We start from the raw sequence: 25,668 nt of genomic DNA on the forward strand, positions 1-25,668 counted from the left end.
CTAGTGCCCGGAGGGCACTAGCTGTCTGGCTGACGATAAAACGGATTGCGATCGGTGGGCATACCCCGTGCACGCGGGTGGTGGCGTCGCGTCACCGGGCGCCGGGTTCAGATCGCGAGCTGGATGCCCTTCGCCGCCTCCTCCACGATCGCCTGGCCGGCCCGGTTGACCCGGACCGTGAACGGCTCGCCGGCCACGCACAGGTCGCGCAGTTCGAGTTCGCCGATGTCCAGCGGGCCGGGCGGGCGCACGGTGACCCGTCCGGCCGGCACGTCGGGCCGAATGCCGGCGAGCGCGACCAGGACCGGCAGGATCGCCCCGGCGGCGCGGGCGAACGGGCGGCAGGCCAGCGGATGGGCCACCGGGGCGTGGCCTTGCGCGCGTTGTTCGCCCGCGTGCATCTCCGGCAATCGGTACTGGAACCACGGTGCGGCGTGTAACAACCCGGCGAACAACTGCTGTGCGGCGTCGAGATGGCCCGCTTCGGCGAGTCCGGCGGCGGCCACGCAGGTGTCGTGGGCGCGCACCACGCCGCCTCGGGCGGCGAGCGGGTGGTAGCCGGGCAGCCGGGTCGAGGTGCCGCGCAGCCCCCAGCCGCAGTCCAGGTCGGGCGCGGTCAACCGGCGGGCCACCGCCCGATTTCCGGTGTCGTCCAGGATGCCGCTGCCGGGCAGGTGCGCCATCGCGGACGAGGCCACGGTGATCGGCCGACCGGCCGGGTCGAGCGCCGCCGCGTAGTACTCCCCCGCGGCGTCCTCGGCGCGAAACGCCCGGCGGAAGGCGACGCCGAGTTGCTCGGCGCGCTCCCGCAGGGCGTCCGCGCCCGGCAGACCGTGCGCCTCCAGCAACGCCGCGCCGTGCCGCGCGGCCTGGTAGGTCTGCGCCTGGAGTTCGCACGGCGCCGGCCCTTCGGGGCCGAGCCGGACGAAGTCGCCGGGCCGCTCGCCGAGCGTTCGGGACAGGTGTCCCAGCGCCCGGCCGAGCGCGGGCAACAACGGGCCGGCCTCGGCGGCGGGCAGCCCCCAGCGCCAGGCTTCGCCGAACAGCGTGACGAACAGCGCGGTCGAGCCCGCGCAGTCGTAGCGGGCCGGTTCGCCGGCCCGGCCCAGCGTGTGCGGGATCCGCCCGGGGTCCTCGCCGCGCGGCCGCACCCGCACGCCCTGACGGGCGGCGAGCAACCGCAGTACACCGCTCGCGAATCGGGTGCCCAGCGGCAGCAACATCCGGGCGGTCCACAACGCGTCGCGCCCGGTGGGGGCCAGTTGCCACGGCGCGCCGGCCGCGGGCAGCGGCGCGGTCGGCAGGTCGGGATCGGGGACCACCAACAGTGCGCGCAGGTCGCGCAGTCCCTGGTCGAGGCAGCCGGCGACCCGCACGTCGTCGCAGCGCACCCGGGGCTGCGTCCAGGGCGGCCGACCGGAGAAGGCGCGCGGGCCGGGTCGGCCGGAAACCGGCTCGGCGACCACGCGCAGTTCGACCGACCACGAGCGGGCCGGCTCCAGGTCGACGTCCCAGCGCAGCGTCGCGGTGGCGGCCAGCGCGGTGTTCGGTGCGGGCTCGGCGCTCACCCGCACGCTCGTACCGTCCGGTGCGCTCCAGCCCAGACCCGCCGCGGCGACCCGGGCCCGCAACTCGGTCGGCCGGTGTCCGGCCCGTAACGCGTCGAGCGGGATCAGGTCGGCGCCCAGGGCGAGTTCGATCGGCAGCCGCAGCGCCCGGCGGCCGGTGTTGCGCAGTACGAGGCGCTCCCGACCGGCGGCGTGCCGGGTGCGCTCGATCACCAGGCCGGGGTCGGGGGTGCCGTCTGCGGCGAATCGGCGCATCGCGAGGTAGCGCACGGCGTCGGCCGCGACCACGTGTCCGGACAGCGGCTCGGGCTCGGTACCGCCGATGGTCAGCACGATGCGCGAGAGGGTGCGCCGCCCGTCGTGGTAGACGCCCTGGACGCCGTGCCCACGCAGTTGCCCGTCCAGCCCACCGATCACCATGCCGGGCGCGTCCACGCAGACGAGCGCCTCGTGCGCGAGGGGATGTGGGATCGTGCTCACGGTCACCGCTCTCGTCTCCCGCTTCTCGTGGGCCGCTGCTCGTGGACCCGACACGGGCGAATCGCCGCCCCGCGTCGGAGCCGGCGGCGATCCCGCCGGCGGTCCGCCCCGCCGTCGACCGTGCGTCGCCGTGTGGCCCCCGGCCCCCCAACGGTCACGGAGCCCGGTTGGTCACGGCATCGCGGAAGATCCGTCGGCGCACCTCGGCCGCGCTCAGCGGGCTGTTGATCGCCGAGTGCAGCAGTCGCGCCATCGTGTATCCGGTGTCGGCCCGCAACGCCCGGGTCACCGCGACCCGCGCCAACACGCCGTCGCCGATCGTCCAGGCCGCCCACGCGGCGAGGGTGAGCGGTGGCGCGGAGGCGGGGGCGAAGGCTCGGCGGGCCAGCGCGGTCCACAGCGCGAGCAGGGCCACGTCGTCGGCGCCGCCCGGTTGTTCGTCGTGCCAGGCCATCACGTCGTCGCGCACCCGGGCGTCGCCCAACCCGAGCACCAGGCGCGCCGCCTCGGCCGGTTCGATCGTGGTGTCGCCGGCCCGGAACCTGGCCCGGTGACCGGCCAGCGCGGTCAGCGTGCGCCGCGCCGCGAACTCTTCCGGCCGGGCCCGCACACTTTCATACGCCCGCAACATCAGTTCGCGCATCGCGTACTCCGGCGGCCGGAAGCGGCGCACCAACTCGGCCAACGACATCGGCTCCGGCAGGCCCGCCCAGACCGCCGTCGCGGCGACGGTCGAGCTGCGTTCGGTACGCAGCAGGGTGCCCTCGGTCGGGCAACACCGGTCGTCGGCGCAGCCGTAGGACCACCAGCGCTCGGTACTCACGCAGACCGCCTCGCGCACCTCGATCGTGTGCGCCGCACACGCGTGGGCGATCGCCGCGTGCAACGGCCGCAGCCGCTCGACGGCCGCCGACCCGACCTCCACCGCCGGCCCTCCCGCAGCGGCCTCGGCGCCGTCGGGATACATCGCCACGGCCACGCCGCGCGCGCCGGCGCGCACCAGCAGTCGGGCGAAGTGCCGGGCGGCGGGCTCGAAATCGGCCGGCGGCGGCAGGTCGTGCCGCAACACCGGGCCGACCCGGCTGCGCTCGCCCGGCAGGATGCCCAACAGCACCACGCTGTCGGTGGGCCGCACGCCGATCAGGTACGGCACGGCCTCCACCAGATCGGCGGGCGAGCGCACCCGCAGCACGGACTGCGGGGACATCGCCACGAACGGGGTGCGGTCGAAACCATCGGTGTCGTTCATGGGGCGAGCGTGCGCCCGCTCGCGATCCGAGCCCGGCACCCGGGGGCGACCTGTGCACAACTCGGCTCTTGTTGACGCGTACCTCGACAACTCGTTCGATCACCTCCGCGTCGATCGGCCGGGCGCCCACCCGAGGCGGGCGACCCCCCACCCCGGACGCGTCGGCGCACCCCGCGAAGCCGACACGTTTGTCCACAAACCACCCGGACCTCCTTTTCGCAATGTCGCCGGCGGCGACTACAAAGGGAGGCATGACCGAGGACCGCGCCACCACTCCCGCCGCCCACCGCGCCCCCACGACGGACCTGCGCACCCGCGCCGACGCCGTGCTGCGGGACCTGGCCGGGGGCGACGCGCGGCTGCGCGAGGACCAGTGGCGCGCGGTCGAGGCGCTGGTCGCCGACCGTCGCCGGGTCCTGGTGGTACAGCGCACCGGCTGGGGCAAGTCCGCGGTCTACTTCGTGGCCACCGCACTGCTGCGCGAGCGCGGGGCGGGGCCCACCGTGATCGTCTCGCCGCTGCTGGCCCTGATGCGCAACCAGGTCGACGCCGCCGCCCGCGCCGGGATCCGGGCCCGCACCATCAACTCGGCCAACGTCGACGACTGGGACGCGGTCCAGGCCGAGGTGGCCGAGGGCTCCGTGGACGTGCTCCTGGTCAGCCCCGAGCGGCTGAACAACCCCGACTTCCGGGACAACGTGCTGCCCAAGCTGGCCGCCACCACCGGCCTGCTGGTGGTCGACGAGGCGCACTGCGTGTCCGACTGGGGGCACGACTTCCGGCCCGACTACCGCCGGCTGCGCACCCTCCTGGAGGAACTGCCGGCCGGCGTCCCGGTCCTGGCCACCACCGCGACCGCGAACGCGCGGGTGAGCGCCGACGTGGCCGAGCAGCTCGACCCGGCCGGCGACGCGCTGGTGCTGCGCGGCACCCTGGACCGGGAGAGCCTGTCGCTGGGCGTACTGCGGCTGCCCGACGCGGTCGACCGGCTGGCCTGGCTGGACACCCACCTGCCCGAGCTGCCGGGCTCGGGCATCGTCTACACGCTGACCGTCGCCGCGGCCGAGGAGGTCACCGCGTTCCTGCGCTCGCGCGGGCACGCCGTCGCGTCCTACTCGGGCCGCACCGAGGACGCCGAGCGCCGGGTCGCCGAGGCCGACCTGCTGGCCAACCGGGTCAAGGCGCTCGTGGCCACGTCGGCGCTGGGCATGGGCTTCGACAAGGGCGACTTGGGCTTCGTCGTGCACCTGGGCGCCCCGCAGTCGCCGATCGCCTACTACCAACAGATCGGCCGGGCCGGGCGGGCCGTCGACCGGGCCGACGTGCTGCTGCTGCCCGGGCGCGAGGACGAGGCGATCTGGCGCTACTTCGGCTCGTTGGGCTTCCCCGCCCGCGAACAGGTCGAGCGCACCCTGGCCGCGCTGGCGGGCGCCGGGCGCCCGCTGTCCACCCAGGCCCTGGAGCCGCTCGTGGACCTGCGCCGCAACCGCCTGGAGCTGATGCTCAAGGTGCTCGACGTGGACGGCGCGGTCAAGCGGGTGCGCGGCGGCTGGACCGCGACCGGCCGCCCCTGGGAGTACGACGCCGAGCGCTACGCGCGGGTGGCCGCGGCTCGCGAGCACGAGCAACAGTCGATGCGCGACTACCAGGCCGACGGCACCTGCCGCATGCAGTTCCTGCGTCGCTGCCTGGACGACCCGGAGGCCGCCCCGTGCGGGCGCTGCGACGCGTGCGCGGGCCCGCGCCACGACGCGCGGGTGGATCCCGCCTCGCGCGAGGCGGCGCGCGCGGCGTTGGGCCGGCCGGGGGTGGAGGTGGAGCCGCGCCGGATGTGGCCCACCGGCATGGCGGTGGCCGGCGTCGAGCTCAAGGGCCGCATCCCCGAAGGCGAACAGGCCGCCGTCGGCCGGGCGCTGGGCCGCTCCTCGGACATCGGATGGGGCAACCGGCTGCGGCCGATCCTGGCCCCCGGCAGGCCCGACGGGCCGATCCCGGACGCCGCCTTCGACGCCGTCGTCCAGGTCCTGGCCAACTGGGGCTGGCCCAACCGCCCCGGCGGCGTGGTGACGATCGCCTCGCACACGCGCGGCGCGCTGATCGACAGCCTCGGCGAGCGGCTGGCCTCGATCGGCCGACTCCCCTGGCTGGGCCGCGTCGAGTACACACCCGGCGCGGGCGGTCCGGCGCCGCGCAGCAACAGCGCACAGCGGCTGCGCTCGATCGCCGACGCCTTCGTGCTGCCCGACCCACTGGTCGAGCGGGTCGCCGCCCTGGACGCGCCGATCCTGCTCGTCGACGACCGCACCGACACCGGGTGGACGCTCACCGTGGTGGCCCGCCTGCTGCGCCGGGCCGGTGCCCGCGAAGTGTTGCCCCTGGTGCTCACGATGGAGGGGTGACCGACGCCGGGTCGCCCCCGCGTCGTCACGCGGACGTACCGAACGCTCACACTTACGTGTTGCCGAGTTTGCAGGCGTCAGGCAAGAATCGACAAGGCGTTCTCTTCACATTCCCGTGCGGGCCCATCCGGCGCCGCTCCGCCGCGAGCCGCCCGTAGTCGGAGCGTGCGCCGCTGTCCGCTTCGGACGGAAGGAGGACCGTGCACATCGCCACCACCGCCTCCACCGCGCCGACTCGCCACGGCGCGCCCACGGCCAGTCCCTCCCGCTGGCTGGACCCGGAATCCTGGCGCACCCATGGGATTCCGTTGCTGCGCGACCCGCGCGCGCTGATCAAACGGCTGTACGACCTGCACCAACCGGTCGCCCGCACGGCCGTGGTCGGCGTGCTGGATCGTTCCGAACGCCCGGTGGCCAGCGCCTCCTTCGGCTTCGGCGAGGGCCGCACCGACGGCTGGCGATGCCGCAACCTGATCCTGGCGAACCTGCGCCTGATCGTCCCGGACGACCTGCGGCGCACCACCCCGACCCACACCACGGTGCTGGTGATCCACCGGGCGGGCACGCGCGAGTGGGAAGCGGACGACGGCCGCTGGATGTGGGGGCTGCACGACGCGTGCGTGCTGCACGGGCTGCGCTGCGGCGCGGTCGCCGTCGTCTCCCAGGACGGCTGGCAGTTGATCGCCGACGGCCGCTCCGGGCGCACCCCGGCGCTGCGCCCGGGCCGCGGCGGCGGTCCCGGCGGCAGCAGGCCGATCAGGGCAGCGGGCATCGCCCCGGCCCGACCCGCGACTGAACTGCCGCAGGTGCGTTACCTGCCGGAGACGGGGCCCACTCCCCTGGTACGACCTTCCGCGTCCTGACGAACGCTTTGGATCAGGCGGTGAGACCGCGCTCTGCGAGCCAATCGACCAGATCGGTCGTGACCGTCAACGCGTGGTCCTGAACGAGCTCCGGGCTCTGCAACCGCGTACGCAGATGTTGCGCGTGGAACGGCTTGATCCCGGCGATCAACTTGCGCACCCCGAACACGTTGCAGAACGCCCGGTCGTCACCGGCCGAGAAGGCCCGGTCCCATTCCTGGCGTTCGGCCCCGATCAGGGTGATGTAGGCGTACCGGTTGAGATAGCCCGACAACATGTCTATGACGGTGCTGCAGGCCCGGTACTGCTGTATTTTCAGCCGGTCCTCCTGGTCGCTGAGGAACCGGTCAAGGAGCTGTGCGATCGACGGCGATTCCGACATGGCAACGAACCGTAGCCGACCTTCGGGGTTCGCGGGGCAGGGGGCCCGAGTTCGATCGGACCGGATACGAGCGGGCCCCCTGCGTGCTACGACGTGCTATGCGACACCGGTGAGCGCGCGCACCAGCTCGATGTCGCCGCAGACCGTCACCGACGCCCCGGCGGTCAGTGCCGCGGTCAGGATCTGCGCGGCGGAGTCCCGCTCGGCGAATCCGTTGACCACGACCACGACCGCGGCCCGGCGCAACGGGCGCGAGGCGGGCAGCGACGCGTAGAAGACGTCCTTGCCCTCGTCGTACTGACGCCAGTACTGCGCGGCGCCGAACGTCTCCTCGTGCTGCTGCCACGGGTGCGGTCCACCCGTGGTCAGCACCAGGATCGAGCCGGGCTCGGTGCCCGCCTCCAGGAGCGCGTCCACCGCGTCGTCCGCGGCGTCGAAGACGTTCTCCTCGGTCGCCGGGATCAGGGTGACCCGCGGCGCGGCCGACGCGGCCGGAGCGGGCTTGCCGGGCTTGCCCGGCTTCGCCGGGGCGGTACCCCCGGCCGAGGTCGCCTGACGCGGTACTGCGGGCTTGGGCGGGCCCGGCTTCGGGCCCGGTCGGGGTCCGGGCTTGGGCACCGCGCCGGACGGGCGCGGTACGGACGGGGTTTCGGGTGCGGACGTCGAGTCCGCGGTGTTTTCGGCAGTCACCGGATTCACAGTCATGTCTGGGGAAGGCTCGGTTCGTTCGTGGCGGTACCGGGATGCCCGGCGGTGAGGAGACGCGGGGAGGGATCGGTGGAGTCCCGTTCCCCGGAGAACACGCGCGGCATGGTGGCAGTCCTATCAAAGCCGCGCGGGGCGTGCCCACCCAGGGTGCCCCTGGGGTGTGGCCCGGGCATACGACGGCGCATCCTACGATGCCCCGTCAGCTCGGCCGGATCAATCGTCCACCACCACCCCGTGCTCGATCACCAAAGCTGCCAGGCCCTCCGCATAGCCCTGACCGACCGAACGCAGGCGCCAGGAGTCGCCGCGCCGATAGACCTCGGCCAGGATCATGACGGTCTCATCGCCTCCGCTCAACCGGAATTCGGCGAGTCGGCGGCAGGTCACAGGGTCGACGATACCGACGGTCACCGGTACCTGGGCGAAGGTGGTGCCACTCGTGGCGTCCAGGGCGAGCGCGACCAGGACCCGACTGCGGCCCGGAGGCAGCGTGGTGACGTCGATCTCGACCGAATCCGAGCCCGGTTCCACGTCGTTGGTGGTACCGGTCTGCAACTTGCCGGCCAACCGGACGGCGCCGCTGGCGTGTACCGGTTGGTTGAAGAACACCAGGTCGCCGTCGTCACCCACTCGGCGGTCGTCGTCCAGGACCAGGGCCACCGTGTCGCCGTCCGCCTGGCCCGGGGCCCACCACGCCGCCTCGATCCGCACCGTGCCCGCGAACGGGCCCAGGTCCTCGATCGTGACGGCCTGGCCGCGGGTGAGCGCCCGCGGCGGCGCGTCCGCCGGTCGGGGCGGCACGACGACCGGCGGGGCGTCGGCCGGTGGCACCTCGACCGGTGACACGTCCGTCCGCGGCGCTTCGGCGGGTCGGGGCGGCACGGCCGGCGGTGGCGCGTCCGTCGGGCGGGGCGGCACGACCGCGGCCGACGCCTGGGACCCGCCGGCCGTCGGCGTCCCCGCGGGGACCGCCGGCATCGGCTGCGGCGGCGTCTCCGGGCCCGGTACGGGCGGTGGCGTGGTCGGCTGGGTGTCGTGCGTCGCCGGCACCTCCGGCGGCGGCGGAAGCACGTCCGGGACGGTGGCCTGGAGCACCTCGGCGGCCGAGGAACCCGATGCCACCGGCAGATCGGAGGCGGTCGGCGGCGGCGGGATGCTCGGCAGCGTGACGCCGGTGCCCGGTACCGGCGCCGGCGTGGTGGCGGACGCGGACCCGGACACCGGGGTGGCCGGCGCGGTCTGCGCCTCGGTGACCTCGAACGCCTCGGTCGGCGCGAAGGATTCGGCCGGACCGAAGGATTCGGTCGGAGCGAACGCCTCGGTCGACTCGAACGCCTCGGTCGGCAACACCTCCGAGACGCCGTCCACGGGCGTGTCGTAGGGCCGGTAGGGGCTCGGGGCGAAGGATCCGGCGGCGGCCGGCACCACGGCGCCCGGCCGGGGCAGCAGGAAGCCGCTCGTGGTGCGCGGTGCCCCGGGCACGGCGTGGGCGAGCGAGGCGGCGGCCACCTGGGAGGCCGCGTCGGCCGCGCTGCTGCGCCCGCGTTCCAGGTCGGCGAGCAGCGCCAGGAAGACCGGTTCGATCAGCACCCGGATGCCGCGCTGGCGGGCCCAGTAGGTGCGATCGGCGGATTCGTCCGGGTCGGCCACCACGAGCACGTCCACCCGATCGTGGATCCCGGACGCCACGGACAGGTCCGCGCGGGCCATCCGGCGCTCCAACTCGCCTCGGGTGACCGCGAGATAGCCGTGGAAGAGCACGTGCAGGCCCGATTCCAGCGGACGCCCCCGGGCCAGGATCCGCGGCCCGCCGTGCCCCTGCTCGACCGTGGAGCGGGCCATGCCGACGATCTCGTCCAACGCGGTGCGCGGGATGCCCAGTTGCGCGGCGACCCGGGTCAGGTCGGCCCGCTCCTCGCGGTCGACCGGCCCGGCCGTGACCATGGAAGCGGCCAGCGCGGTCACGTACAGCCGGTCCAGGTCCTTGCGCTGTGTCTCGGAAATGCCCAGGGACACCGCGAGTTCGGCCAGATCGATGGCCTCCTGCGGGGTGATCACCCGGTCCTCCAGGGCCGCGTCGAGCACCGCCAGGTAGCTGTCCGGGCCCTCGCCCACGCCGGTGGGCGGGCCGTACGCCCGCGCCTTCTCCAGGTACGACACCGCGTCCCGGCGGCGCACCTGCTCGGCCTCCTCGCGCGCCCGCCGGGCCGTGTGCGCGTCGTCGCGGGTGAACGTCCGCGACACCTCGGCGTTGCGACGCGGCCAGTTCAGCGAGGCCGCCACCGTCCGGGCCTGTTGCCAGTGCCGGGCCTCGCCCGCGCCCTGGCGCAGGTAGTGCTCCAAAAGCCGTGCGGTGCCCATCGCCTTGGCCGCCGCGCCGTGCCCCCCGTCCACCGGCACCTCGGCCGCCTCGCAGCACGCGAGCAGGGTGAAGCGCGGCGCCTCGGGCAGGTGGTGCGGCGCCTCGCGCATCGTGCACAGCGTGGTCAGCGGCGGCACGGTGGGTCGACCGCGACGCTGGAACTCGCGCTCGACGAAGCCGATGTCGAAGCGCGCGTTGTGCGCGACCACCACCCGTTGCCGGAACAGGTGAGCCAGCCACGGCGCGACCTCGGCGAACGTCGGAGCGTTCACCACGTCGTCGTCGAACAGCCCGTGGGCCTGGAAGTCGCCGGCGGGACCCTGCGGGTCGATCAGGGTCGTGAAGAACTCGGTCACTCGTCCGTCGAGATCGCATTGGGCCACCGCGATCTCGATGATGCGATGTCGATGTGGGGACAATCCCGTCGTCTCCACGGCCACCACCGAGTAGCCGGGGCATTCGAGGCGATCACCGATGCGCACAGTCACCCCCCAATGATGATGTGCCCGATGCGGCCTCCTTCAGTCGCATCCCGGCAAGCCCGACCTGCGGCGCGCGTCCACGGTACGCGCTCGCGACCGGTGCGGGGTACGGCGCGACCGATCGGGCGTACCGTACCGTCGGCAATGTCCCGTCGGATATGACGCAGGGTCAAGACGTGCTCTCCGAGGGGTGCGGGGTGCCCACCTTGATGCCCTTGAGCACGGTGTCCAGGGTCGACTTGTCCGGCGCCGACGCGGAGATCTCCAGCTTGACCAGCACGCACGGGTATTCGCCGTCGGCGTTCTTCTCGTCGATCGCCACCACCTGCGCCCAGGCGGTGTCCGAGTCCATGCGCAGATCCTCGGGCTTGCCCTTGACCTTGACCCGCAACACGTGGCCCCGGCGGCCGTCCACCGTGATCGCCTTGTCCAACTCGGTGCTGTCGACCTTGACCTTGCCCTTGGTGCCGGCGATGTCCTTCTTGAGCCCGGCGACCAACTCGTCGAAGGAGTCGGCCTTCTCGGTCTCCAACGACAGGCCGGCGCGGTAGCACTTGCGCTCCGCCTGGAGCACGGTCTCGGCCCCGCCGCCGGTGGAGCGGGTCGAGGACGTGCTCGGGCACGGGCGCTCCACCGCCTGTTCGGCGGGCGAGTCGGGGTCGGGGACGACCCAGCCCTTGAACCTGGGCACGGTCAGACCGGTGGTCGGGTCGGTGAGCGTGCCCTCGGTGGCCACCGACTTCCCGCCGCCGCCGTCCCCGCCCAGGACGACGATCAGGGTGGCGACGATGCCGCCGACCACGGCCAGCGCGAGCACGCCCAGGCCGATCGCCTTGCCGCGACCGGGTCGGGGGGCGCCGCCCGGCGGGCCGACCGGCTGATAGCCGCCGGGATACCCGCCCTGGGGGTAGCCGAGTTGCCCCGCACCCGGCGGCGCGCCCATCGGCGGCGGCGGGATCTCGCCCTGCCCGCGGGCCCGGGTCGACGCGGTCCACTGGGCGCCGTCCCACCAGCGCTCGGAACCGGGCGCGGAGGGGTCTTCGTACCAGCCGGGAGGAATCGAGGCAGTCACCCGCGTGACGCTACAACCGGCCGCGGGCGGCGCACGAGCGCCCCCGGGCAAACGTGACCGTTCGGAAACCGACGTCGATCAGCCCAGGTCGAAGCCGAGTTGCCCGTCGGTGACCGGCTCGACGCGGGGTCGCTTGAGGTGGCGCCACGCGGGCAGGTCGTCCCAGTACGCCCAGGACATGCGATGGTGCGGCGTGGGCCCGTACTCGGCCAGCGCCGCGCGATGCACCGGGGCCGGGTAGCCGGCGTTCCCGGCGAAGCCGTACGCCGGGAACGCCGCGCCGATCTCGGCCATCAGCGCGTCGCGGTGCACCTTGGCCAACACCGAGGCCGCCGCCACGCCGATGCAGGACTGGTCGCCCTTGATCACGCAGCGCACGGTCCACGGTGTGCCGAGGAAGTCGTGCTTGCCGTCCAGCACGATCGCGTCGGGGCGCACCGGCAGTGCGCCCAGCGCGCGTTCGGCGGACAGGCGCAGTGCGGCGGTCATCCCGAGGGTGTCGATCTCCTCGGGCGAGGCCGACCCGAACGCGTAGGCGCGCACCCACGGGGCGACTGCGGCGGCGACCTCCTCGCGGCGGGCCGCGGTGAGCAGCTTGGAGTCGGTGAGCCCGGTGGGCGGCACCGACAGGTCGGTGATCGCCGCCGCCACCAGCACGGGGCCGGCCCAGGCGCCGCGTCCGACCTCGTCGACTCCGGCTACCACCCGGGCGCCGCCGGCGATGAGTTCGCGCTCGACGTCGTAGCTGGGCGGGGCGATCCGAGCGGCGGGCCTGCGCGGCGCGACGACCTTCTCGGCGGCGACCTTGCGGCCGGCGACCTTCTTCGCAACCGCCTTCTTCGCGACGGCCCTCCCGGCGACGGCCTTCTTCGCCGCGCTCGCGCCACCGGAATCCGGCAGGGCGACCGTCCGGCCCGCCGCGGCCCTGCGGACGGTGGTCGGCGCTGCGGCGGCTCGCTCGGGCTCGATCCCGGGACCGCCCGCCTGCTCGGTGTTCGGCTGCTTCACCCCACCACCGTAGGTCACCGATCAGCGGTGTCCGACCACCGTCTCCCGTCCCCCGTCGGCGATCGACACCGGCGGCCTGGGCTCGAAGTGGGTGGACACGCCCGCCTCGGTCAACCGCTCGCGCAGCGCCCGGGCGCCGGGCGCGCCGGCCAACGCGGCGTCGGCCCAGGCGATCAGGTCCGGTTCGACGCCGAGATGGTCGGTGACCGTCCCACCGCCGGCCCAGGTCGGCCGCAACCGGCCGCGCCCGGACTCCACCCACGCCCCACCCAGCAGGGCGGCCAACGCCCCGGTGGTGTCCGGGCCGTGCCGGGCGACCAGTTCCGCGCCCCGACCCTCGACCAGCAGCGCCAGCACCCCGCCCAGGGTCACCGGATACTCCACGCCCGCCCGCCGCGCGGAGATCCCCAGCGCCGCGGCCCGGCGGGCCCGGGTGAAGCCGACCAGGTGCTCCAGGAACGCCTCCTCGGGCAGCTTCACCAGGCCGTCCAGCCCCGTGAACCCGCGCCGGTCCAGGTGTCCGTCGTCGTCGGTGGCCAGCAGGTACGGATGCACGTGGGCAAGCAGCCGGGGCGGTTCGACCAGCAGCGAACCGCCGGCCAGGTCGGCGCCACCGGGGCTGTCCCGCCCGTCCAGGGGCCGGTCCAGGAGCCGCTCGACCCGGACCGCGATCGCCTGCTCCGGCCCGGCCTCGTCGTCGCCCCACGCGGCCCGCGACTCCCGGAAGGCCAGGAAGCCGGCGATCGGATCGCTCGGCACGCAGCCCGCCTCGATGCCCGGGGTCAGCACGTCGTCCCGGAACCGGGCCCAGTCCGCCCGCACCCGCGCCAGCTCGCCCAGCGCGTCCGCCACCGCGTCGGTGCCGTAGGCACGAGCCGCGGCCCGATCGGCGGCGCGCTCCTCGAAGTCGACCACGGGGGCGGTCACCCGCCGGTAGAACGCCGCGTAGCCCGCCGCCGCCCGACCCGCGCCGCCGTGGTCGGCCAGCGCCTCGGCCAGCCCGACCACCGCGTCCACGCCATGACAGCTGATCCGGTCCGCGAGCGGCGGTCGACGGCGGCGGCCGTGGCCGAGCGCGTGCGCGATCGCCACCCGCAACCGCCGACCGGTCAGCACGTGCGGCAGCGCGGCGCCCAGCACCAGATGGTGGTGCAGCCAGGTCCCGGGGCGGCGGACCACCCGCAACTCGCAGCCGACCCCGCCGGTGAGCACGATCCCGTCGGGCACCGGCACCCGCAGATCGGCGGCCACATCCCGGACCAGTTCCCACAACACCGGCTGCGCCCGGGCGTCCACGGCGAGCCCGGCGGGCAGCCGGCGCGGTCCGGTCAGTTCGAGCAACAACGCGACCAGCGCGACCACGCCCATTGCCCACAACACGGCGGCGCCCGAGGTGAAGAATCGTCCCTGGTCGACGATCGCGCCGGTCACGAACGCCACGAACAGGAGCGGCAGCGCGAGCACGACGTACAACACGCCCAGGAGCAGCACTCCGACAAGTGCTCGCAGCCCCGTCCCAGCGCCCATGGATCCCCCTCGCACAGTGACTCACCCGTTCGAGGTCGACCCTAGGGCCTGTCTCTCGGCCGCTGCGGGATCCCGCGCGATCCGGGCCGCCGGGCCGTCGCCGGAGGGGCCGCCGAGCAGGGCCCGGTCAGGGCAGCAGCGGCTCCAGCAGTCGATGCGGTCGGCGCATCGCCAGGGTGACCGCGTCCTGGCGCCGCAGCATGTTCGCGCCGGGCCCCGGGGCCACCTCGGTCTCGGCGGGGCCGACGACCCTCGCGCAGACCGCGCACAGTCCGGTCGGGTCCACCGTCCCGCCGCAGCCGTGGTGTCGGTAGAGCCGGCAGGCCACCCCGTTCTGCACGTGCTTCTCGCCCCACCGGGCCATGCTGCGGATGATCGGCCACAGATCGACGCCGCGTTCGGTGAGCACGTACTCCTCCCGAGGCGGCGACTCCTGGTAGCGACGCTTTTCGAGCACGTCCGCCTCGACCAGGGTCTGTAGCCGGCCCGACAACACGGCGCGCGGAATGTCCAGGTGGGCGAGGAAGTCGCTGTAGCGCCGGACGCCGTAGAACGCGTCCCGCACGATCAGCAGCGTCCAGCGCTCGCCGACGAGTTCGAGGGTGCGGGCGAGCGCACAGTCCTGCTGCCCGTAGTCCTTGCCCAAAGCCATACGAGCACTTTAACCCCGGGTCGGTTCATTCACCGAACCTTCAGGTGTTAGGTTCTCCGGGCAGCATCGGTTCATTCACCGAACCGACTCGCCAGGACTCGAGAACCGGGGAGCACAGCCATGTCCGTCACCACGTCCCTCGCCCCACGCACCGCCCCCGGGCCGGTCGATTCCGGCACCGGAACCGGCACCGGTCCCCCGGGCGCGACCGTCCCCGTGGTGGCCCTGGGCACGCTGTTGCTCCTGGCGACCTACACGATGCCGATCGCGATCGTCCCGGACACCGTGCGCGAATTGCACGCGGGTCCCGGCGGCCCGGCCTGGATCCTCAGCGCCATCGGCCTGGGCCTGTCCGCGGCCCTGTTGATCACCGGCAGCCTCGCCGACGACTTCGGCCGCCGCCGGGTCTTCACCGCGGGCGCGCTGGGCCTGGCGGTGTCCTCGGCGCTGACCGCACTGGCCCCCTCGCTGCCGCTCTACGTGGTCGGCCGGGCGCTCCAGGGCGTCGCCGGAGCCGCGATCATGTCCGCCGGGCTGGGCCTGCTCGCGCACAACCACCAGGGCCCCGCCCGCGGCCGGGCGATGGCCGCGTACGGCTCCTCGATCGGCGCGGGCATGGTCGTGGGCCCCCTGCTCGGCGCCGGACTGGCGCTCGCGCACCGCTCCGCGCCGTACTGGTTCTCCGCCGGCGCCGCGCTCGCGGTGGCCGCGGTCGCCCGCCGGATGCCCGAGTCGCGCGCCGAGCACCCGCGCCGGCCGGACGTGTGGGGCACGCTGACCCTGGGCCCCGGGTTGATCGCACTGACCGCCGCACTGATCGAGGGCCGGCAGGGGTGGCAGCGGCCCGTGGTCGACGCGCTGATGGTCGTCGCGGTGCTCCTGCTCGCCGGCTACGCCGCGACCGCGCTACGCGGCCGGGCGCCGATGCTCGACCCGCGCATGTTCGCCCGCCCCGCGTTCGCCGCCGCCACCTTCGGCGCGCTGATCGTGGGCGTCGCGGTGATCGCCGTCGCGGCCTATCTGGGCACCGTCTTCCAGGGCACGCTGGGGCTGAGCGCGCTGGGCGCCGCCCTCCTGCTCGGACTGTGGTCGGCCGCGGCGGCGATCACCTCCTTCGTGATCGGCCGGGTGCGCGTGCTGCCCGACGCCCGGCACCGCTTCGCCGCGGGCCTGCTCGTCGCCGCCGTAGGCTTCGTGGGTCTGTACGGGCTCACCCCCGCCGACTCGTGGACCCGCGCCGTGCCCGGCCTGCTCGTCGGCGGCTTCGGCGTGGGCCTGGTCAACACCGCGCTCGCCCGGCTCGCGGTGGAGAGCGTGCCGGTCGACCGGGCGAGCATGGGCTCCGGCGCCAACAGCACCGCGCGTTACATGGGCGCCTCGATCGGCGCGGCACTGGTGGTCGCGCTGGTCGACGCGGGTGGCATCGACCTGGCGATCCTGGTCGCCGCCGGCCTCGCCGTACTCGGCGCACTCGTCACGCTCGGCCTTCGTCAAAGCGAATAAACCCACAAAACCATTCATGTCGGACACCCGCCGGCGACGCCGAGCCCCGCGTCTGGAAAACTCGGGTCATGTGACGAGCGATGTGCAAATCCCAGCGACGGACCGACCCGCAGCGCCGGCGGGCCGCCGTCGTTTTCGGGCACTCGCGAACGCGATAGTCGAGCGGCCGTACCTGATCACCGTCGGCCTGATCGGCCTGATCATCGTCACCGGCGTGAACGGCCCCGACTGGCCGGCCCAGTACTTCCGCACCTGGCTGATCCGCGACCACGGCACCTACCTGTGGAACAACCAGTGGTACGGCGGACACCTGCTGCCGGGCTACAGCATCCTCGCGCCGGTCATCGCCTCCAAGATCGGCACCGCCACGCTGACCGCGATCTCGTGCGTGACCTCCGCGTGGGCCTGGGACAAGCTCCGGGTCGGCGGGAACGAGTTCGCCCGGCGGGTGGGCAGCTGTTGGTTCGCGGTGATGTGCAGCGTCGACTACCTGATCGGCCGCACCCCGTTCGCCCTCGGTGTCGCCGCGGGCATGCTGGCGATACTGGCCGCCCGCCGCCGGCACCCGCTGTGGGCCGGCTTCGCCGCCCTGCTGTGCGGGCTCTCCAGCCCGCTCTCCGGTGCGTTCCTGATGCTGGTCGCGCTCGCCTGGGTGCCCAGGGAGCGGGTCTGGCCGACCCGACTGTGCTTCGCCCCGGCCGCACTCGGCCTGGTCGCCGCGCTCGCCTTCCCCAACGAGGGCATGTTCCCGTTCCCGTGGTGGCGGTTCCTGCCGATCCTGGCCTTCGCCGCCGTCGGCCTGCTGATACTGCCCAAGGAACAGCAGAGCGCCCGGCGCTTCCTGTGGCTGTACGCGGCCACCGCGGTGATCTTCTTCTTCGTGCCGACCTCGCTCGGCGGCAACCTGGCCCGGCTCGGCGAACTCACCGCCGGTCCGCTGATGGCGGTCGTCCTGCTCTCGATCGGCCGACGCCGACTCGTGGTGCTGCTGGCCCTGCCGTTGTTGGTCTGGCAGTTCCAGTCCGCCGCGCTGGCCATCACCCACGACATCAAGGACTCGCCGGGCGAGAAGCCGCAGTACTACGCGGGCATGCTCGACTTCCTGGCGAAGAACAACACCCACCCGCTGGGCCGGGTGGAGATCCCGTTCACGCGCGGCCACTGGGAATCGGTGTTCGTCGCCGAGAAGATGCCGCTGGCCCGCGGCTGGGAGCGGCAACTCGACCGCAACTACAACGCGGTGCTCTACCAGAAGGACCTGACCGTCGCCGAGTACCGGGACTGGATCGACGACACGGGGGTGCGCTTCGTCGCCCTGCCGGACATCCCGATCGACAAGTCGGCGATGCCCGAGGCGGACCTGATCCGCAAGGGCATTCCGTGGCTCAAGCCGGTCTACGCGGACAAGGACGGGCACTGGCAGATCTGGGAAGTGGAGAATCCCACCCCGATCGTGGCCGGGCCGGGCGAGCTGGTCGAGCTGACGCCCAGCAAGTTCTCCTTCTACGCGCAGGCGGCGGGCACCTTCGTGGTCAAGATCCACCCGACCTTCTGGGTGACCCCCGACCGGCCCGAGATCGTGATCAAGGCGAACGAGGACGAGTGGAGCGAGATCACCGTCGACCGGCCGGGACTGGTCACGGTGTCCGCGCGCGACGCGAAGCTGTTCAAGGGCGACAAGTAGGGCGACCCCCGGCGGCGGCGCCCCGTTCCCGCGGGCCGGTCCACCCGGACCGGCCCGCGCCGATCACGGCTTCGGCGCCGCCGCCGGGTCCAGCCCGCCCACCCACTTGGGCGCCGGCGGCCGCCATGCCTTCGCCTGGGCCAGCAGGTCCGCGCCGTCCCCGGCCACCAGCAGGGTCGAGCGCAGCCCCGGCTTGAGGAAGCCGTTCGCGGTCATCGTGTCCAGCGCGTCCAGGAGCGGCTGCCAGAAGCCGTCCACCTCCAGGACCGCGACCGGCTTGGTGTGGATCGCCAGGTGCTGCCAGGTCCACACCTCGAACAGTTCCTCCAGGGTGCCTGCGCCGCCCGGAAGCGCGACGAAGGCGTCCGCCTGGTCGGCCATCGCCGCCTTGCGCTCGTGCATCGTCTCGGTGACCAGCAGTTCGGTCAGGCCCAGGTGGGCGATCTCGCGGTCCACCAGCGAGCGCGGCATCACCCCGATCACCTCGCCGCCCCCGGCCAGACACGCGTCGGCCACGGCGCCCATCAGGCCCACGTGCCCGCCGCCGTAGACGATCCCGACGCCGGCCTCCGCGAGGGTGCGGCCCAACTCGGTCGCCGCCTCCCGGAACCGGGGCGAGACACCCGACGCCGATCCCGCGAACACCGCTACCCGCATGTCAGGCTCCCTGCCTTGCCGACCACCGAAGTGGTTCGTGTCGAACCGGTCCGGTACGAAGTCTGCCAACCCACCCCCGGAACCCGGCGCGGACCCCGGGCCGGCGGCCGGCGCGGTGCGGCCGACGGCGGGGCATCGCACCGCCGCCACATCGAGTCGATGAATCGCCTATCCCGCAATATGGCGGCGGTACAGTCCCGGCATACGAGGGCAAATTCGGCCAACGTCGACGGTGGTCACCCAACCCGACGTTGACGGGAAGACCCCCCGCCACGGCAGAATGCCCGCGTGCCCGCCACCGAGCGCCCTGCCTCGGACATCCCGTTCGAGCGGCTGTTTCCCGATCTCGACGACCATGGCCGCGAACGCCTGGTCGCCGCCGCTCAAGCGCTCGATCTGCGCCGCTCTCTCGACGATCCCGCGCGCTGGTTCTGGAACGAGCCCGACCCGCTGAGTCCCGAGCCCGAGCCCGAGCCGTCCCCGCACATCCTGGGCACCGCGCTGCTGCTCTACGAGGCCGACGGCGACTGGCTGGAACTGGGGCTGGACGTCTGGCAGCTCGACGGACCGTTCGTCAGCGTCACCGCCACCGTCGAGGTGGCGTGCTGGTGCGACACCGATCACAACATGCACGCGGTCCAGCGCGCCGAATGGCCGGCGTCCACCGCACAGGCGTTCCTGGAGGCGTTCCACACCGCCGCGCTCTCGGTGATCCGCCGGATCGAGGGTCCGCGCGACCCGCGCGACCTGCGCGCCCGTGCGGGGCTGCCCAACCCGCCCGAGCCACCCCCTGAGGATGACCCGACCGAGCCCCCATCCGGCCCCGTGGTCTGAACCGCCGTTTCATCCGAACGAAGGATTTTTTCGCGCCGCACCGGTGATTCCACGGTGGACATTGCGCCATGGCACGCCATACATCGGACAATCCGGTGTCGCATCACTGTGCCCACCTGCACCACGTCGGCCCCGATCTGAAAAACTAGGCCGTCATGACACATGTTCTGGACGGCCGCATACCCCTCGGGGAGCCAAAGTCGGATGCGGGCGGCACCGCCCGCCGTACCTGGCGACGGCACCTGCGCGGGGTCCTGGTCGCCGTCGCGGAGCATCCGTACCTGATCACCCTCGCCCTGGTCGGTTTGCTGACCGTGCTGGGCATCAACGGCGCCGACTGGCCCGCGCAGATCTTCCGTGCCTGGCTGGTGCGCGACCACGGCGCGGTGTTGTGGAACAACCAGTGGTACGGCGGCCACCTGCTGCCCGGCTACAGCGTGATCACCCCGGTCCTGGCCGGCGGGATCGGCACCCGCCTGCTCACCGCGATCTCCTGTGTCGCCGCCGCGTGGGCGTTCTCCCGCCTGCGCCTGGGTCGCGGCAACCTGGCCCGCCGGGTCGGCAGTTGCTGGTTCGCGGTGATAGTCAGCATCGAATACCTGATCGGCCGCACCCCCTTCGTGCTCGGCGTGGCGGCCGGGCTGATGGCGATCCTGGCGGCCCGCTCCGGGCATCGCGCGTGGGCCGCGGTCGCGGCCGGGTTCTGCGGCCTGGCCAGCCCGCTGGCCGCCGCGTTCCTGCTGATGATCGCGCTCGCCTGGGTGCCCGCCGAGCGGGTCTGGGCGACCCGGTTCAGCCTCGCCCCGGCCGTGATCGGCCTGGTCATGTCGCTGGCCTTCCCCGGCGGCGGCGACTTCTCCTTCCCGCTGTGGCGGTTCGCCGCGATCCTGGGCTTCGCGGGCGTGGGCCTGGCCCTGGTCCCGCGCACCGAGGTCAGCGCGCGCCGCTTCCTGTGGTTGTACGCGCTCTCCTCCACCGTGTTGTTCCTGATCCCCAGCGCGGTGGGCGGCAACGTGGCCCGGCTCGGCGAGTTGTGTGCCGGCCCGCTGATGGCCGTGGTGCTGCTCTCGCTGGGCCGCCGGCGGCTGGTGGTGCTGCTCGCCATCCCGCTGCTGGCCTGGCAGTTCTCCTCGGCCGGCAAGGCGGTCGCGTTCAACAACCAGGACAGCACCGGCAAGAACTCGGCCTACTACACCGGCATGCTCGACTTCCTGGAGCGGGCCAACCTGCCAGTGGGTCGGATCGAGATCCCGTTCACCCGCGGCCACTGGGAGACGGTCTACGTCGCCGAGCACATGCCGCTCGCCCGCGGCTGGGAGCGCCAGCTCGACCGCGCGCACAACGCGGTGCTCTACGGCCCCACCTTGGACGAGGGGCAGTACCACGCCTGGGTGCGCGAGACCGGGGTGCGCTTCATCGCGCTGCCCGACGTGCCGCTGGACCCCTCCGCCAAGCGCGAGGCGGAGATCCTGCGCGCCGGCGCCGACTGGCTGGTGCCGGTGTGGTCCGACCCGCACTGGGTGATCTGGGAGGTGGCCGACCCGGTTCCGCTGCTGGACGGCCCCGGCCAGCTCGTGGACATCACCCCCAGCGGCTTCACCCTGCTCGCCCAGCAGGCCGGCACGTTCACCGTGCGCATCCACCGAACGAGCTGGTTCGTCGCGGACAAACCCAACACGAGCATCGGCGAGACCGAGGACGGTTGGACCGAGATCACCGTCACCGAGCCCGGCGAGGTCACCATCACAGCCAAGGCATCGGCGGTCCTGCCCTGACCGGTGCGGGTAGGGTGATTCGGGTTCATGCCCTGGTGGAAAGGTAAAGCAAACCGATGGCCGAGCACCACGACCACTCCAGCCACGATCACCACGATCACGAAGAAGGCCGGATCTTTGTGATGGGCCGCCCGGTGGACGAGTACCCCGCCATGGCGCCCGAGGCCGCCCGCGGCAAGGTCCTGCGCGTCACCGTGGTCGGCGAGGACGTCCTGCACCGGCCGTGCGCCGAGATCACCGAGTTCGGCACCCAGGAGCTGAACACGCTGATCGACGACATGTTCCTGACCATGTACGTCGCCGACGGCGTGGGCCTGGCCGCGAACCAGGTCGACGTCGGCATTCGGCTGTTCGTGTACGACTGCGTGGACGAGGACGGCCACCGTCACGTCGGCCACCTGATCAACCCGGTCCTGGACGAACTGCCCGCGACCGAGCGACACCTGGAGGAGGCGGGCGAGGGCTGCCTGTCCGTCCCCGGCCCACACGAGGACCTGGCCCGCCCCGACCGCGCGATCGCGCGCGGGGTGGACAAGGACGGCAACCCGCTGGTGATCGAGGGCGAGGGCTACTTCGCCCGCTGCCTCCAGCACGAGACCGACCACCTCAACGGCTACCTCTACATCGACCGCCTCTCCAAGCGCGAGCGCAAGAACGTGCTCAAGGAGATGGAGTCGATGCGCGACGAGGTCTTCGCCAAGCGCGACGCGAAGGCCAAGCAACTCGCGGGCTGACCCGCGAAGGCACCGACGCCGAAAGGGGCGGGGAACGGATACCGTTCCCCGCCCCTTTCGGGCGTTCCGGCCGCCGACCCGAAGGTCAGCTGCAACCGCTGGTCGAGCCGCAGCCCTCGCACACGTAGCAACTGCCGGCCGGGCGCATCTTGATCCCGCAGGAGAAGCACAGCGGGGCGTCCGCGCTGCGGCCCTGGCGGGCCTCCAGCAGCTCGGTCGAGGAGTGCACGGCGGCCGGGACCGGCTTGAGGTCCGGGGCCTTGGGCGCGGCGTCCACCGGCGCGGACTGCGCGAGCGTGCGCATGTCCTCGACGGCGGCCGGCTCGTCCGGCTCGTAGGAGCCGGTCTCCAGGTGCCGGGTGCGCTCCGCGGCGGAGTGGATGCCCAACGCCGAGCGGGTCTCGAACGGCAGGTGGTCCAGCGCCAGGCGACGGAAGATGTAGTCGACGATCGACTGCGCCATCCGCACGTCCGGGTCGTCGGTCAGACCGGCCGGCTCGAAGCGCATGTTGGTGAACTTGGAGACGTAGGTCTCCAGCGGCACGCCGTACTGCAGGCCGACCGAGACCGCGATCGAGAAGGCGTCCATCATGCCCGCGAGGGTCGAGCCCTGCTTGGACATCTTCAGGAAGACCTCGCCGAGGCCGTCGTCCGGGTAGGAGTTGGCGGTCATGTAGCCCTCGGCGCCACCCACCGAGAACGACGTGGTGATGCCGGGCCGACCCTTGGGCAGGCGCTTGCGCACCGGGCGGTACTCGACGACCTTCTCCACCACGGGCGCCACGACCGACTTGCCGTCGTCCGCCTTGCCCTTGTTCTCGCCCTTGCCGGCCGAGAGCGGCTGGCCGACCTTGCAGTTGTCCCGGTAGATCGCCAGTGCCTTGATGCCGAGCTTCCACCCCTGGAAGTAGATCTCCTCGATCTCCTCGACGGTGGCGTCCTCGGACATGTTGACCGTCTTGGAGATCGCGCCGGAGATCCACGGCTGGATCGCCGCCATCATCCGCACGTGGCCCATCGGCGAGATGGTGCGCTCACCCATCGCGCAGTCGAACACCTCGTAGTGCTCGAGCTTGAGACCGGGCGCGTTCACCACGTGCCCGTGCTCGGCGATGTGCTCGATGATCGCCTCGACCTGCTCGGGCTGGTAGCCCAGCCGACGCAGCGCCCGGCCGACCGTGCCGTTGACGATCTGCATCGAGCCGCCGCCGACGAGCTTCTTGAACTTCACCAGCGCCAGGTCGGGCTCGACACCGGTGGTGTCGCAGTCCATCATCAGGCCGATCGTGCCGGTCGGGGCCAGCACCGACGCCTGCGCGTTGCGGAAGCCGTTCTTGTCGCCGAGCTTGACGACGTCCTTCCACGCCTTGGTCGCCAGGTCCCACACGGGGGTGTCCAGGTCGTCCATGCGCTTGCCGGCGTCGTTGGCCTCGGCGTGCAGGCGCATCACCCGCTTGTGCGGCTCGGCGTTGCGGGCGTAGCCGTCGTAGGCGCCGACGATGGCGGCCAGTTCGGCGGAGCGCTTGTACGCGGTGCCGGTCATCAGCGAGGAGATCGCGCCGGCCAGGGCCCGGCCGCCGTCGCTGTCGTAGGCGTGGCCGGTCGCCATCAGCAGCGCGCCCAGGTTGGCGTAGCCGATGCCGAGCTGACGGAACGCGCGGGTGGTCTCGCCGATCTTCTCGGTCGGGAAGTCGGCGAAGCAGATCGAGATGTCCATCGCGGTGATGACCAGCTCGACGACCTTGGCGAAGTTGACCGCGTCGAAGGTGTCGTCCTCACGCAGGAACTTCATCAGGTTCAGCGACGCGAGGTTGCAGGACGAGTTGTCCAGGTGCATGTACTCCGAGCACGGGTTGGACGCGGTGATCCGGCCCGACTCCGGGCACGTGTGCCACTTGTTGATCTCGTCGTCGTACTGGATGCCGGGGTCGGCGCACGCCCACGCGGCCTCGGCCATCTTGCGGAACAGGCCCTTGGCGTCGACCGTTTCCAGCACGTCGCCGGTGAGTCGGGCGCGCAGCCCGAAGTCGCGACCCTGCTCGACCGCGTTCATGAACTCGTCCGAGACCCGGACCGAGTTGTTCGCGTTCTGGTACTGCACCGACGCGATGTCGGCGCCACCGAGGTCCATGTCGAAGCCCGCGTCGCGCAGCGCGCGGATCTTCTCCTCCTCCTTGACCTTGGTGTCGATGAAGTCCTCGATGTCGGGGTGATCGACGTCGAGAACCACCATCTTGGCCGCGCGGCGGGTGGCGCCGCCCGACTTGATGGTCCCGGCCGAGGCGTCCGCGCCGCGCATGAAGGAGACCGGGCCCGAGGCGTTGCCGCCGGAGTGGAGCAGTTCCTTGCTGGAGCGGATCCGGGACAGGTTCAGGCCGGCACCGGAGCCGCCCTTGAAGATCAGCCCCTCTTCCTTGTACCAGTCCAGGATCGAGTCCATCGAGTCGTCGACCGACAGGATGAAGCACGCGCTGACCTGCTGCTTCTGCGCGGTACCCACGTTGAACCAGACCGGCGAGTTGAAGCTGAAGATCTGGTGCAGGAGGGCGTAGGCCAGCTCGTGCTCGAAGATCTCCGCGTCGGCGGGGCCGGCGAAGTAGCCGTTCTCCTCACCGGACTTGCGGTAGGTCTTGACGACCCGGTCGATCAGCTCCTTCAGGCTCGACTCGCGCTGCGGCGTGCCCACCGCACCGCGGAAGTACTTGCTCGTGACGATGTTGACCGCGTTCACCGACCAGGAGTCCGGGAACTCGACGCCGCGCTGCTCGAAGTTGATCGAGCCGTCACGCCAGTTGGTCATGACGACGTCACGACGCTCCCAGACCACCTCGTCGTACGGGTGGACTCCGGGGGTCGTGTACACGCGCTCGATCCGCAGGCCCTTGCCGGGTCGTGACCGACCGGAACCGCGTGCCGATCCGCTCGTCGTCTCTGTCATGCCGTCTCCTCTTTTGAACAACGCCGTAGGCAGGCCGGAGCATCCCGGGGGATGTCCCGCCGACCGGTCGGGTGGTCCGTCGTTCGTGTGCTACCGAATTGATTTCTGGTGATCCGCGGTCAGTCCGAGGCGGGACTGTCCGCCACGTCCACGGGCTCCGCCGACTCCGCGCGGCCGGCGCGCAACAGGGCGACCTCGGCCTCGAAGTCCTCCAGGGACTCGAAGGCCCGGTACACGGACGCGAACCGCAGATAGGCGACCTCGTCGAGCTCCCGCAGCGGGCCCAATATCGTCAGGCCCACGTCGTGGGTGGTCAACTCGGCACACCCGGTGGCCCGCACCGCCTCCTCGACCCGTTGACCGAGCAGGGCCAGCGCGTCGCCGGTGACCGGGCGACCCTGGCAGGCCTTGCGCACGCCGGCGATGACCTTGTCCCGGCTGAAGGGTTCGGTGACGCCGCTGCGCTTGATCACCGTGAGCGAGGCGGTCTCGATCGTGGTGAATCGCCGTCCGCAGTCCGGACACGAGCGCCGGCGCCTGATCGCGGCGCCGTCGTCGGTGGTCCGGCTGTCCACGACGCGGCTGTCCGCTCGTCGACAGAAGGGGCAGTGCATGCGGTTCCTCTCCCCCTCGATGAGACGCAGGTCGTACGTGTTGCCCGTGCGTGCCGCGCGCGGTATGGCGAAGCGTGCCGGTCGTTGCCGCGCCCTCGCCCCGCGGGCCGCCCCGAAGGGGCCCGTCCGGTGCGCTCCGGGAATATGGTATATACGGCAACCACAACTTGTGGGTTC

At 72.6% G+C, this 25,668-nt stretch carries 19 protein-coding genes; 7 read left to right on the forward strand and 12 right to left on the reverse strand.

Annotated elements, in window-relative coordinates:
• Positions 1-107: 107 nt before the first annotated feature.
• The gene (locus ACFXMF_RS08775) at positions 108-2,048 is read right to left on the reverse strand and encodes a glycogen debranching N-terminal domain-containing protein (RefSeq protein ID WP_380017776.1); all 1,941 of its coding nucleotides are present in this window, start codon (positions 2,046-2,048) and stop codon (positions 108-110) included.
• A gap of 154 nt (positions 2,049-2,202) precedes the next feature.
• Positions 2,203-3,297: a DUF4192 domain-containing protein gene (locus ACFXMF_RS08780; RefSeq protein ID WP_360312844.1), complete on the reverse strand. Its 1,095-nt coding sequence runs from the start codon at positions 3,295-3,297 to the stop codon at positions 2,203-2,205.
• Between the two features lie 251 nt (positions 3,298-3,548).
• Here ACFXMF_RS08780 and ACFXMF_RS08785 point away from each other — a divergent pair, with 251 nt between their 5' ends.
• Positions 3,549-5,696 (forward strand): RecQ family ATP-dependent DNA helicase, encoded by a 2,148-nt coding sequence (locus ACFXMF_RS08785; protein WP_360312842.1) that lies wholly within the window; start codon positions 3,549-3,551, stop codon positions 5,694-5,696.
• A 200-nt stretch (positions 5,697-5,896) separates the two neighbouring features.
• Complete coding sequence (locus ACFXMF_RS08790; protein ID WP_360312840.1) at positions 5,897-6,559, forward strand: hypothetical protein; 663 nt, start codon at positions 5,897-5,899, stop codon at positions 6,557-6,559.
• A gap of 13 nt (positions 6,560-6,572) precedes the next feature.
• Here the strand turns inward: ACFXMF_RS08790 and ACFXMF_RS08795 are convergent, their stop codons facing one another.
• The 7 genes from ACFXMF_RS08795 to ACFXMF_RS08825 all read right to left on the reverse strand — a co-directional run bounded on the left by ACFXMF_RS08795 (position 6,573) and on the right by ACFXMF_RS08825 (position 14,752).
• Positions 6,573-6,941, reverse strand: a complete 369-nt coding sequence (locus ACFXMF_RS08795) for a hypothetical protein (RefSeq protein ID WP_360312838.1) — start codon at positions 6,939-6,941, stop codon at positions 6,573-6,575.
• A gap of 96 nt (positions 6,942-7,037) precedes the next feature.
• Positions 7,038-7,631, reverse strand: coding sequence for a hypothetical protein (locus ACFXMF_RS08800; protein WP_360312836.1), 594 nt, complete (start codon positions 7,629-7,631; stop codon positions 7,038-7,040).
• Positions 7,632-7,862: 231 nt separating this feature from the next.
• On the reverse strand, positions 7,863-10,499 hold the full coding sequence (locus ACFXMF_RS08805; protein ID WP_360312834.1) for a TerD family protein: 2,637 nt from the start codon (positions 10,497-10,499) through the stop codon (positions 7,863-7,865).
• A 163-nt stretch (positions 10,500-10,662) separates the two neighbouring features.
• A complete protein-coding gene (locus tag ACFXMF_RS08810) occupies positions 10,663-11,565 on the reverse strand; it encodes a DUF2510 domain-containing protein (protein WP_360312832.1) in 903 nt (300 codons plus the stop codon).
• Between the two features lie 78 nt (positions 11,566-11,643).
• The gene (locus ACFXMF_RS08815) at positions 11,644-12,324 is read right to left on the reverse strand and encodes a ribonuclease HII (RefSeq protein WP_380017778.1); all 681 of its coding nucleotides are present in this window, start codon (positions 12,322-12,324) and stop codon (positions 11,644-11,646) included.
• A gap of 270 nt (positions 12,325-12,594) precedes the next feature.
• Positions 12,595-14,100, reverse strand: coding sequence for a hypothetical protein (locus tag ACFXMF_RS08820; protein ID WP_379992479.1), 1,506 nt, complete (start codon positions 14,098-14,100; stop codon positions 12,595-12,597).
• Between the two features lie 127 nt (positions 14,101-14,227).
• The gene (locus ACFXMF_RS08825) at positions 14,228-14,752 is read right to left on the reverse strand and encodes a winged helix-turn-helix transcriptional regulator (protein ID WP_379992478.1); all 525 of its coding nucleotides are present in this window, start codon (positions 14,750-14,752) and stop codon (positions 14,228-14,230) included.
• Positions 14,753-14,872: 120 nt separating this feature from the next.
• On the opposite strand from ACFXMF_RS08825, the gene ACFXMF_RS08830 reads away from it, so the two are divergent.
• Positions 14,873-16,255, forward strand: a complete 1,383-nt coding sequence (locus tag ACFXMF_RS08830; protein ID WP_379992477.1) for an MFS transporter — start codon at positions 14,873-14,875, stop codon at positions 16,253-16,255.
• 82 nt (positions 16,256-16,337) lie between these two features.
• Positions 16,338-17,939 carry a hypothetical protein gene (locus tag ACFXMF_RS08835; protein WP_360312824.1) on the forward strand — a complete coding sequence of 534 codons (1,602 nt, stop codon included), beginning with the start codon at positions 16,338-16,340 and terminating at the stop codon, positions 17,937-17,939.
• Between the two features lie 63 nt (positions 17,940-18,002).
• Here the strand turns inward: ACFXMF_RS08835 and ACFXMF_RS08840 are convergent, their stop codons facing one another.
• Positions 18,003-18,596 (reverse strand): TIGR00730 family Rossman fold protein, encoded by a 594-nt coding sequence (locus tag ACFXMF_RS08840; protein ID WP_360312822.1) that lies wholly within the window; start codon positions 18,594-18,596, stop codon positions 18,003-18,005.
• 288 nt (positions 18,597-18,884) lie between these two features.
• Between ACFXMF_RS08840 and ACFXMF_RS08845 the strand changes: the two genes are divergently transcribed.
• The 3 genes from ACFXMF_RS08845 to def all read left to right on the forward strand — a co-directional run bounded on the left by ACFXMF_RS08845 (position 18,885) and on the right by def (position 21,939).
• Positions 18,885-19,430, forward strand: coding sequence for a hypothetical protein (locus tag ACFXMF_RS08845; RefSeq protein ID WP_360312820.1), 546 nt, complete (start codon positions 18,885-18,887; stop codon positions 19,428-19,430).
• A gap of 155 nt (positions 19,431-19,585) precedes the next feature.
• Positions 19,586-21,205, forward strand: coding sequence for a hypothetical protein (locus ACFXMF_RS08850; RefSeq protein WP_360312818.1), 1,620 nt, complete (start codon positions 19,586-19,588; stop codon positions 21,203-21,205).
• A gap of 56 nt (positions 21,206-21,261) precedes the next feature.
• Entirely contained in the window at positions 21,262-21,939 is a 678-nt protein-coding gene (def, locus tag ACFXMF_RS08855; protein WP_360312816.1) for a peptide deformylase, read from the forward strand.
• Positions 21,940-22,024: 85 nt separating this feature from the next.
• On the opposite strand, the gene ACFXMF_RS08860 is transcribed toward def, so the two are convergent.
• Positions 22,025-24,877, reverse strand: a complete 2,853-nt coding sequence (locus ACFXMF_RS08860) for a vitamin B12-dependent ribonucleotide reductase (protein ID WP_360312814.1) — start codon at positions 24,875-24,877, stop codon at positions 22,025-22,027.
• Positions 24,878-24,996: 119 nt separating this feature from the next.
• A complete protein-coding gene (gene nrdR, locus ACFXMF_RS08865) occupies positions 24,997-25,491 on the reverse strand; it encodes a transcriptional regulator NrdR (RefSeq protein ID WP_360312812.1) in 495 nt (164 codons plus the stop codon).
• Positions 25,492-25,668 lie beyond the last annotated feature (177 nt).

This window comes from Embleya sp. NPDC059213 (assembly GCF_042754445.1).
In the GTDB taxonomy this organism is placed as follows: Bacteria; Actinomycetota; Actinomycetes; order Streptomycetales; family Streptomycetaceae; genus Embleya.

Excerpts from the sequence above, each read along its gene's own strand:
- ACFXMF_RS08780 (WP_360312844.1), bottom strand. The coding sequence starts at position 3,297 with ATGAACGACACCGATGGTTTCGACCGCACCCCGTTCGTGGCGATGTCC.
- ACFXMF_RS08785 (WP_360312842.1), top strand. The coding sequence starts at position 3,549 with ATGACCGAGGACCGCGCCACCACTCCCGCCGCCCACCGCGCCCCCACG.
- ACFXMF_RS08795 (WP_360312838.1), bottom strand. The coding sequence starts at position 6,941 with ATGTCGGAATCGCCGTCGATCGCACAGCTCCTTGACCGGTTCCTCAGC.
- ACFXMF_RS08820 (WP_379992479.1), bottom strand. The coding sequence starts at position 14,100 with ATGGGCGCTGGGACGGGGCTGCGAGCACTTGTCGGAGTGCTGCTCCTG.
- ACFXMF_RS08825 (WP_379992478.1), bottom strand. The coding sequence starts at position 14,752 with ATGGCTTTGGGCAAGGACTACGGGCAGCAGGACTGTGCGCTCGCCCGC.
- ACFXMF_RS08830 (WP_379992477.1), top strand. The coding sequence starts at position 14,873 with ATGTCCGTCACCACGTCCCTCGCCCCACGCACCGCCCCCGGGCCGGTC.
- ACFXMF_RS08840 (WP_360312822.1), bottom strand. The coding sequence starts at position 18,596 with ATGCGGGTAGCGGTGTTCGCGGGATCGGCGTCGGGTGTCTCGCCCCGG.
- ACFXMF_RS08850 (WP_360312818.1), top strand. The coding sequence starts at position 19,586 with ATGACACATGTTCTGGACGGCCGCATACCCCTCGGGGAGCCAAAGTCG.
- def (WP_360312816.1), top strand. The coding sequence starts at position 21,262 with ATGGCCGAGCACCACGACCACTCCAGCCACGATCACCACGATCACGAA.
- ACFXMF_RS08860 (WP_360312814.1), bottom strand. The coding sequence starts at position 24,877 with ATGACAGAGACGACGAGCGGATCGGCACGCGGTTCCGGTCGGTCACGA.
- nrdR (WP_360312812.1), bottom strand. The coding sequence starts at position 25,491 with ATGCACTGCCCCTTCTGTCGACGAGCGGACAGCCGCGTCGTGGACAGC.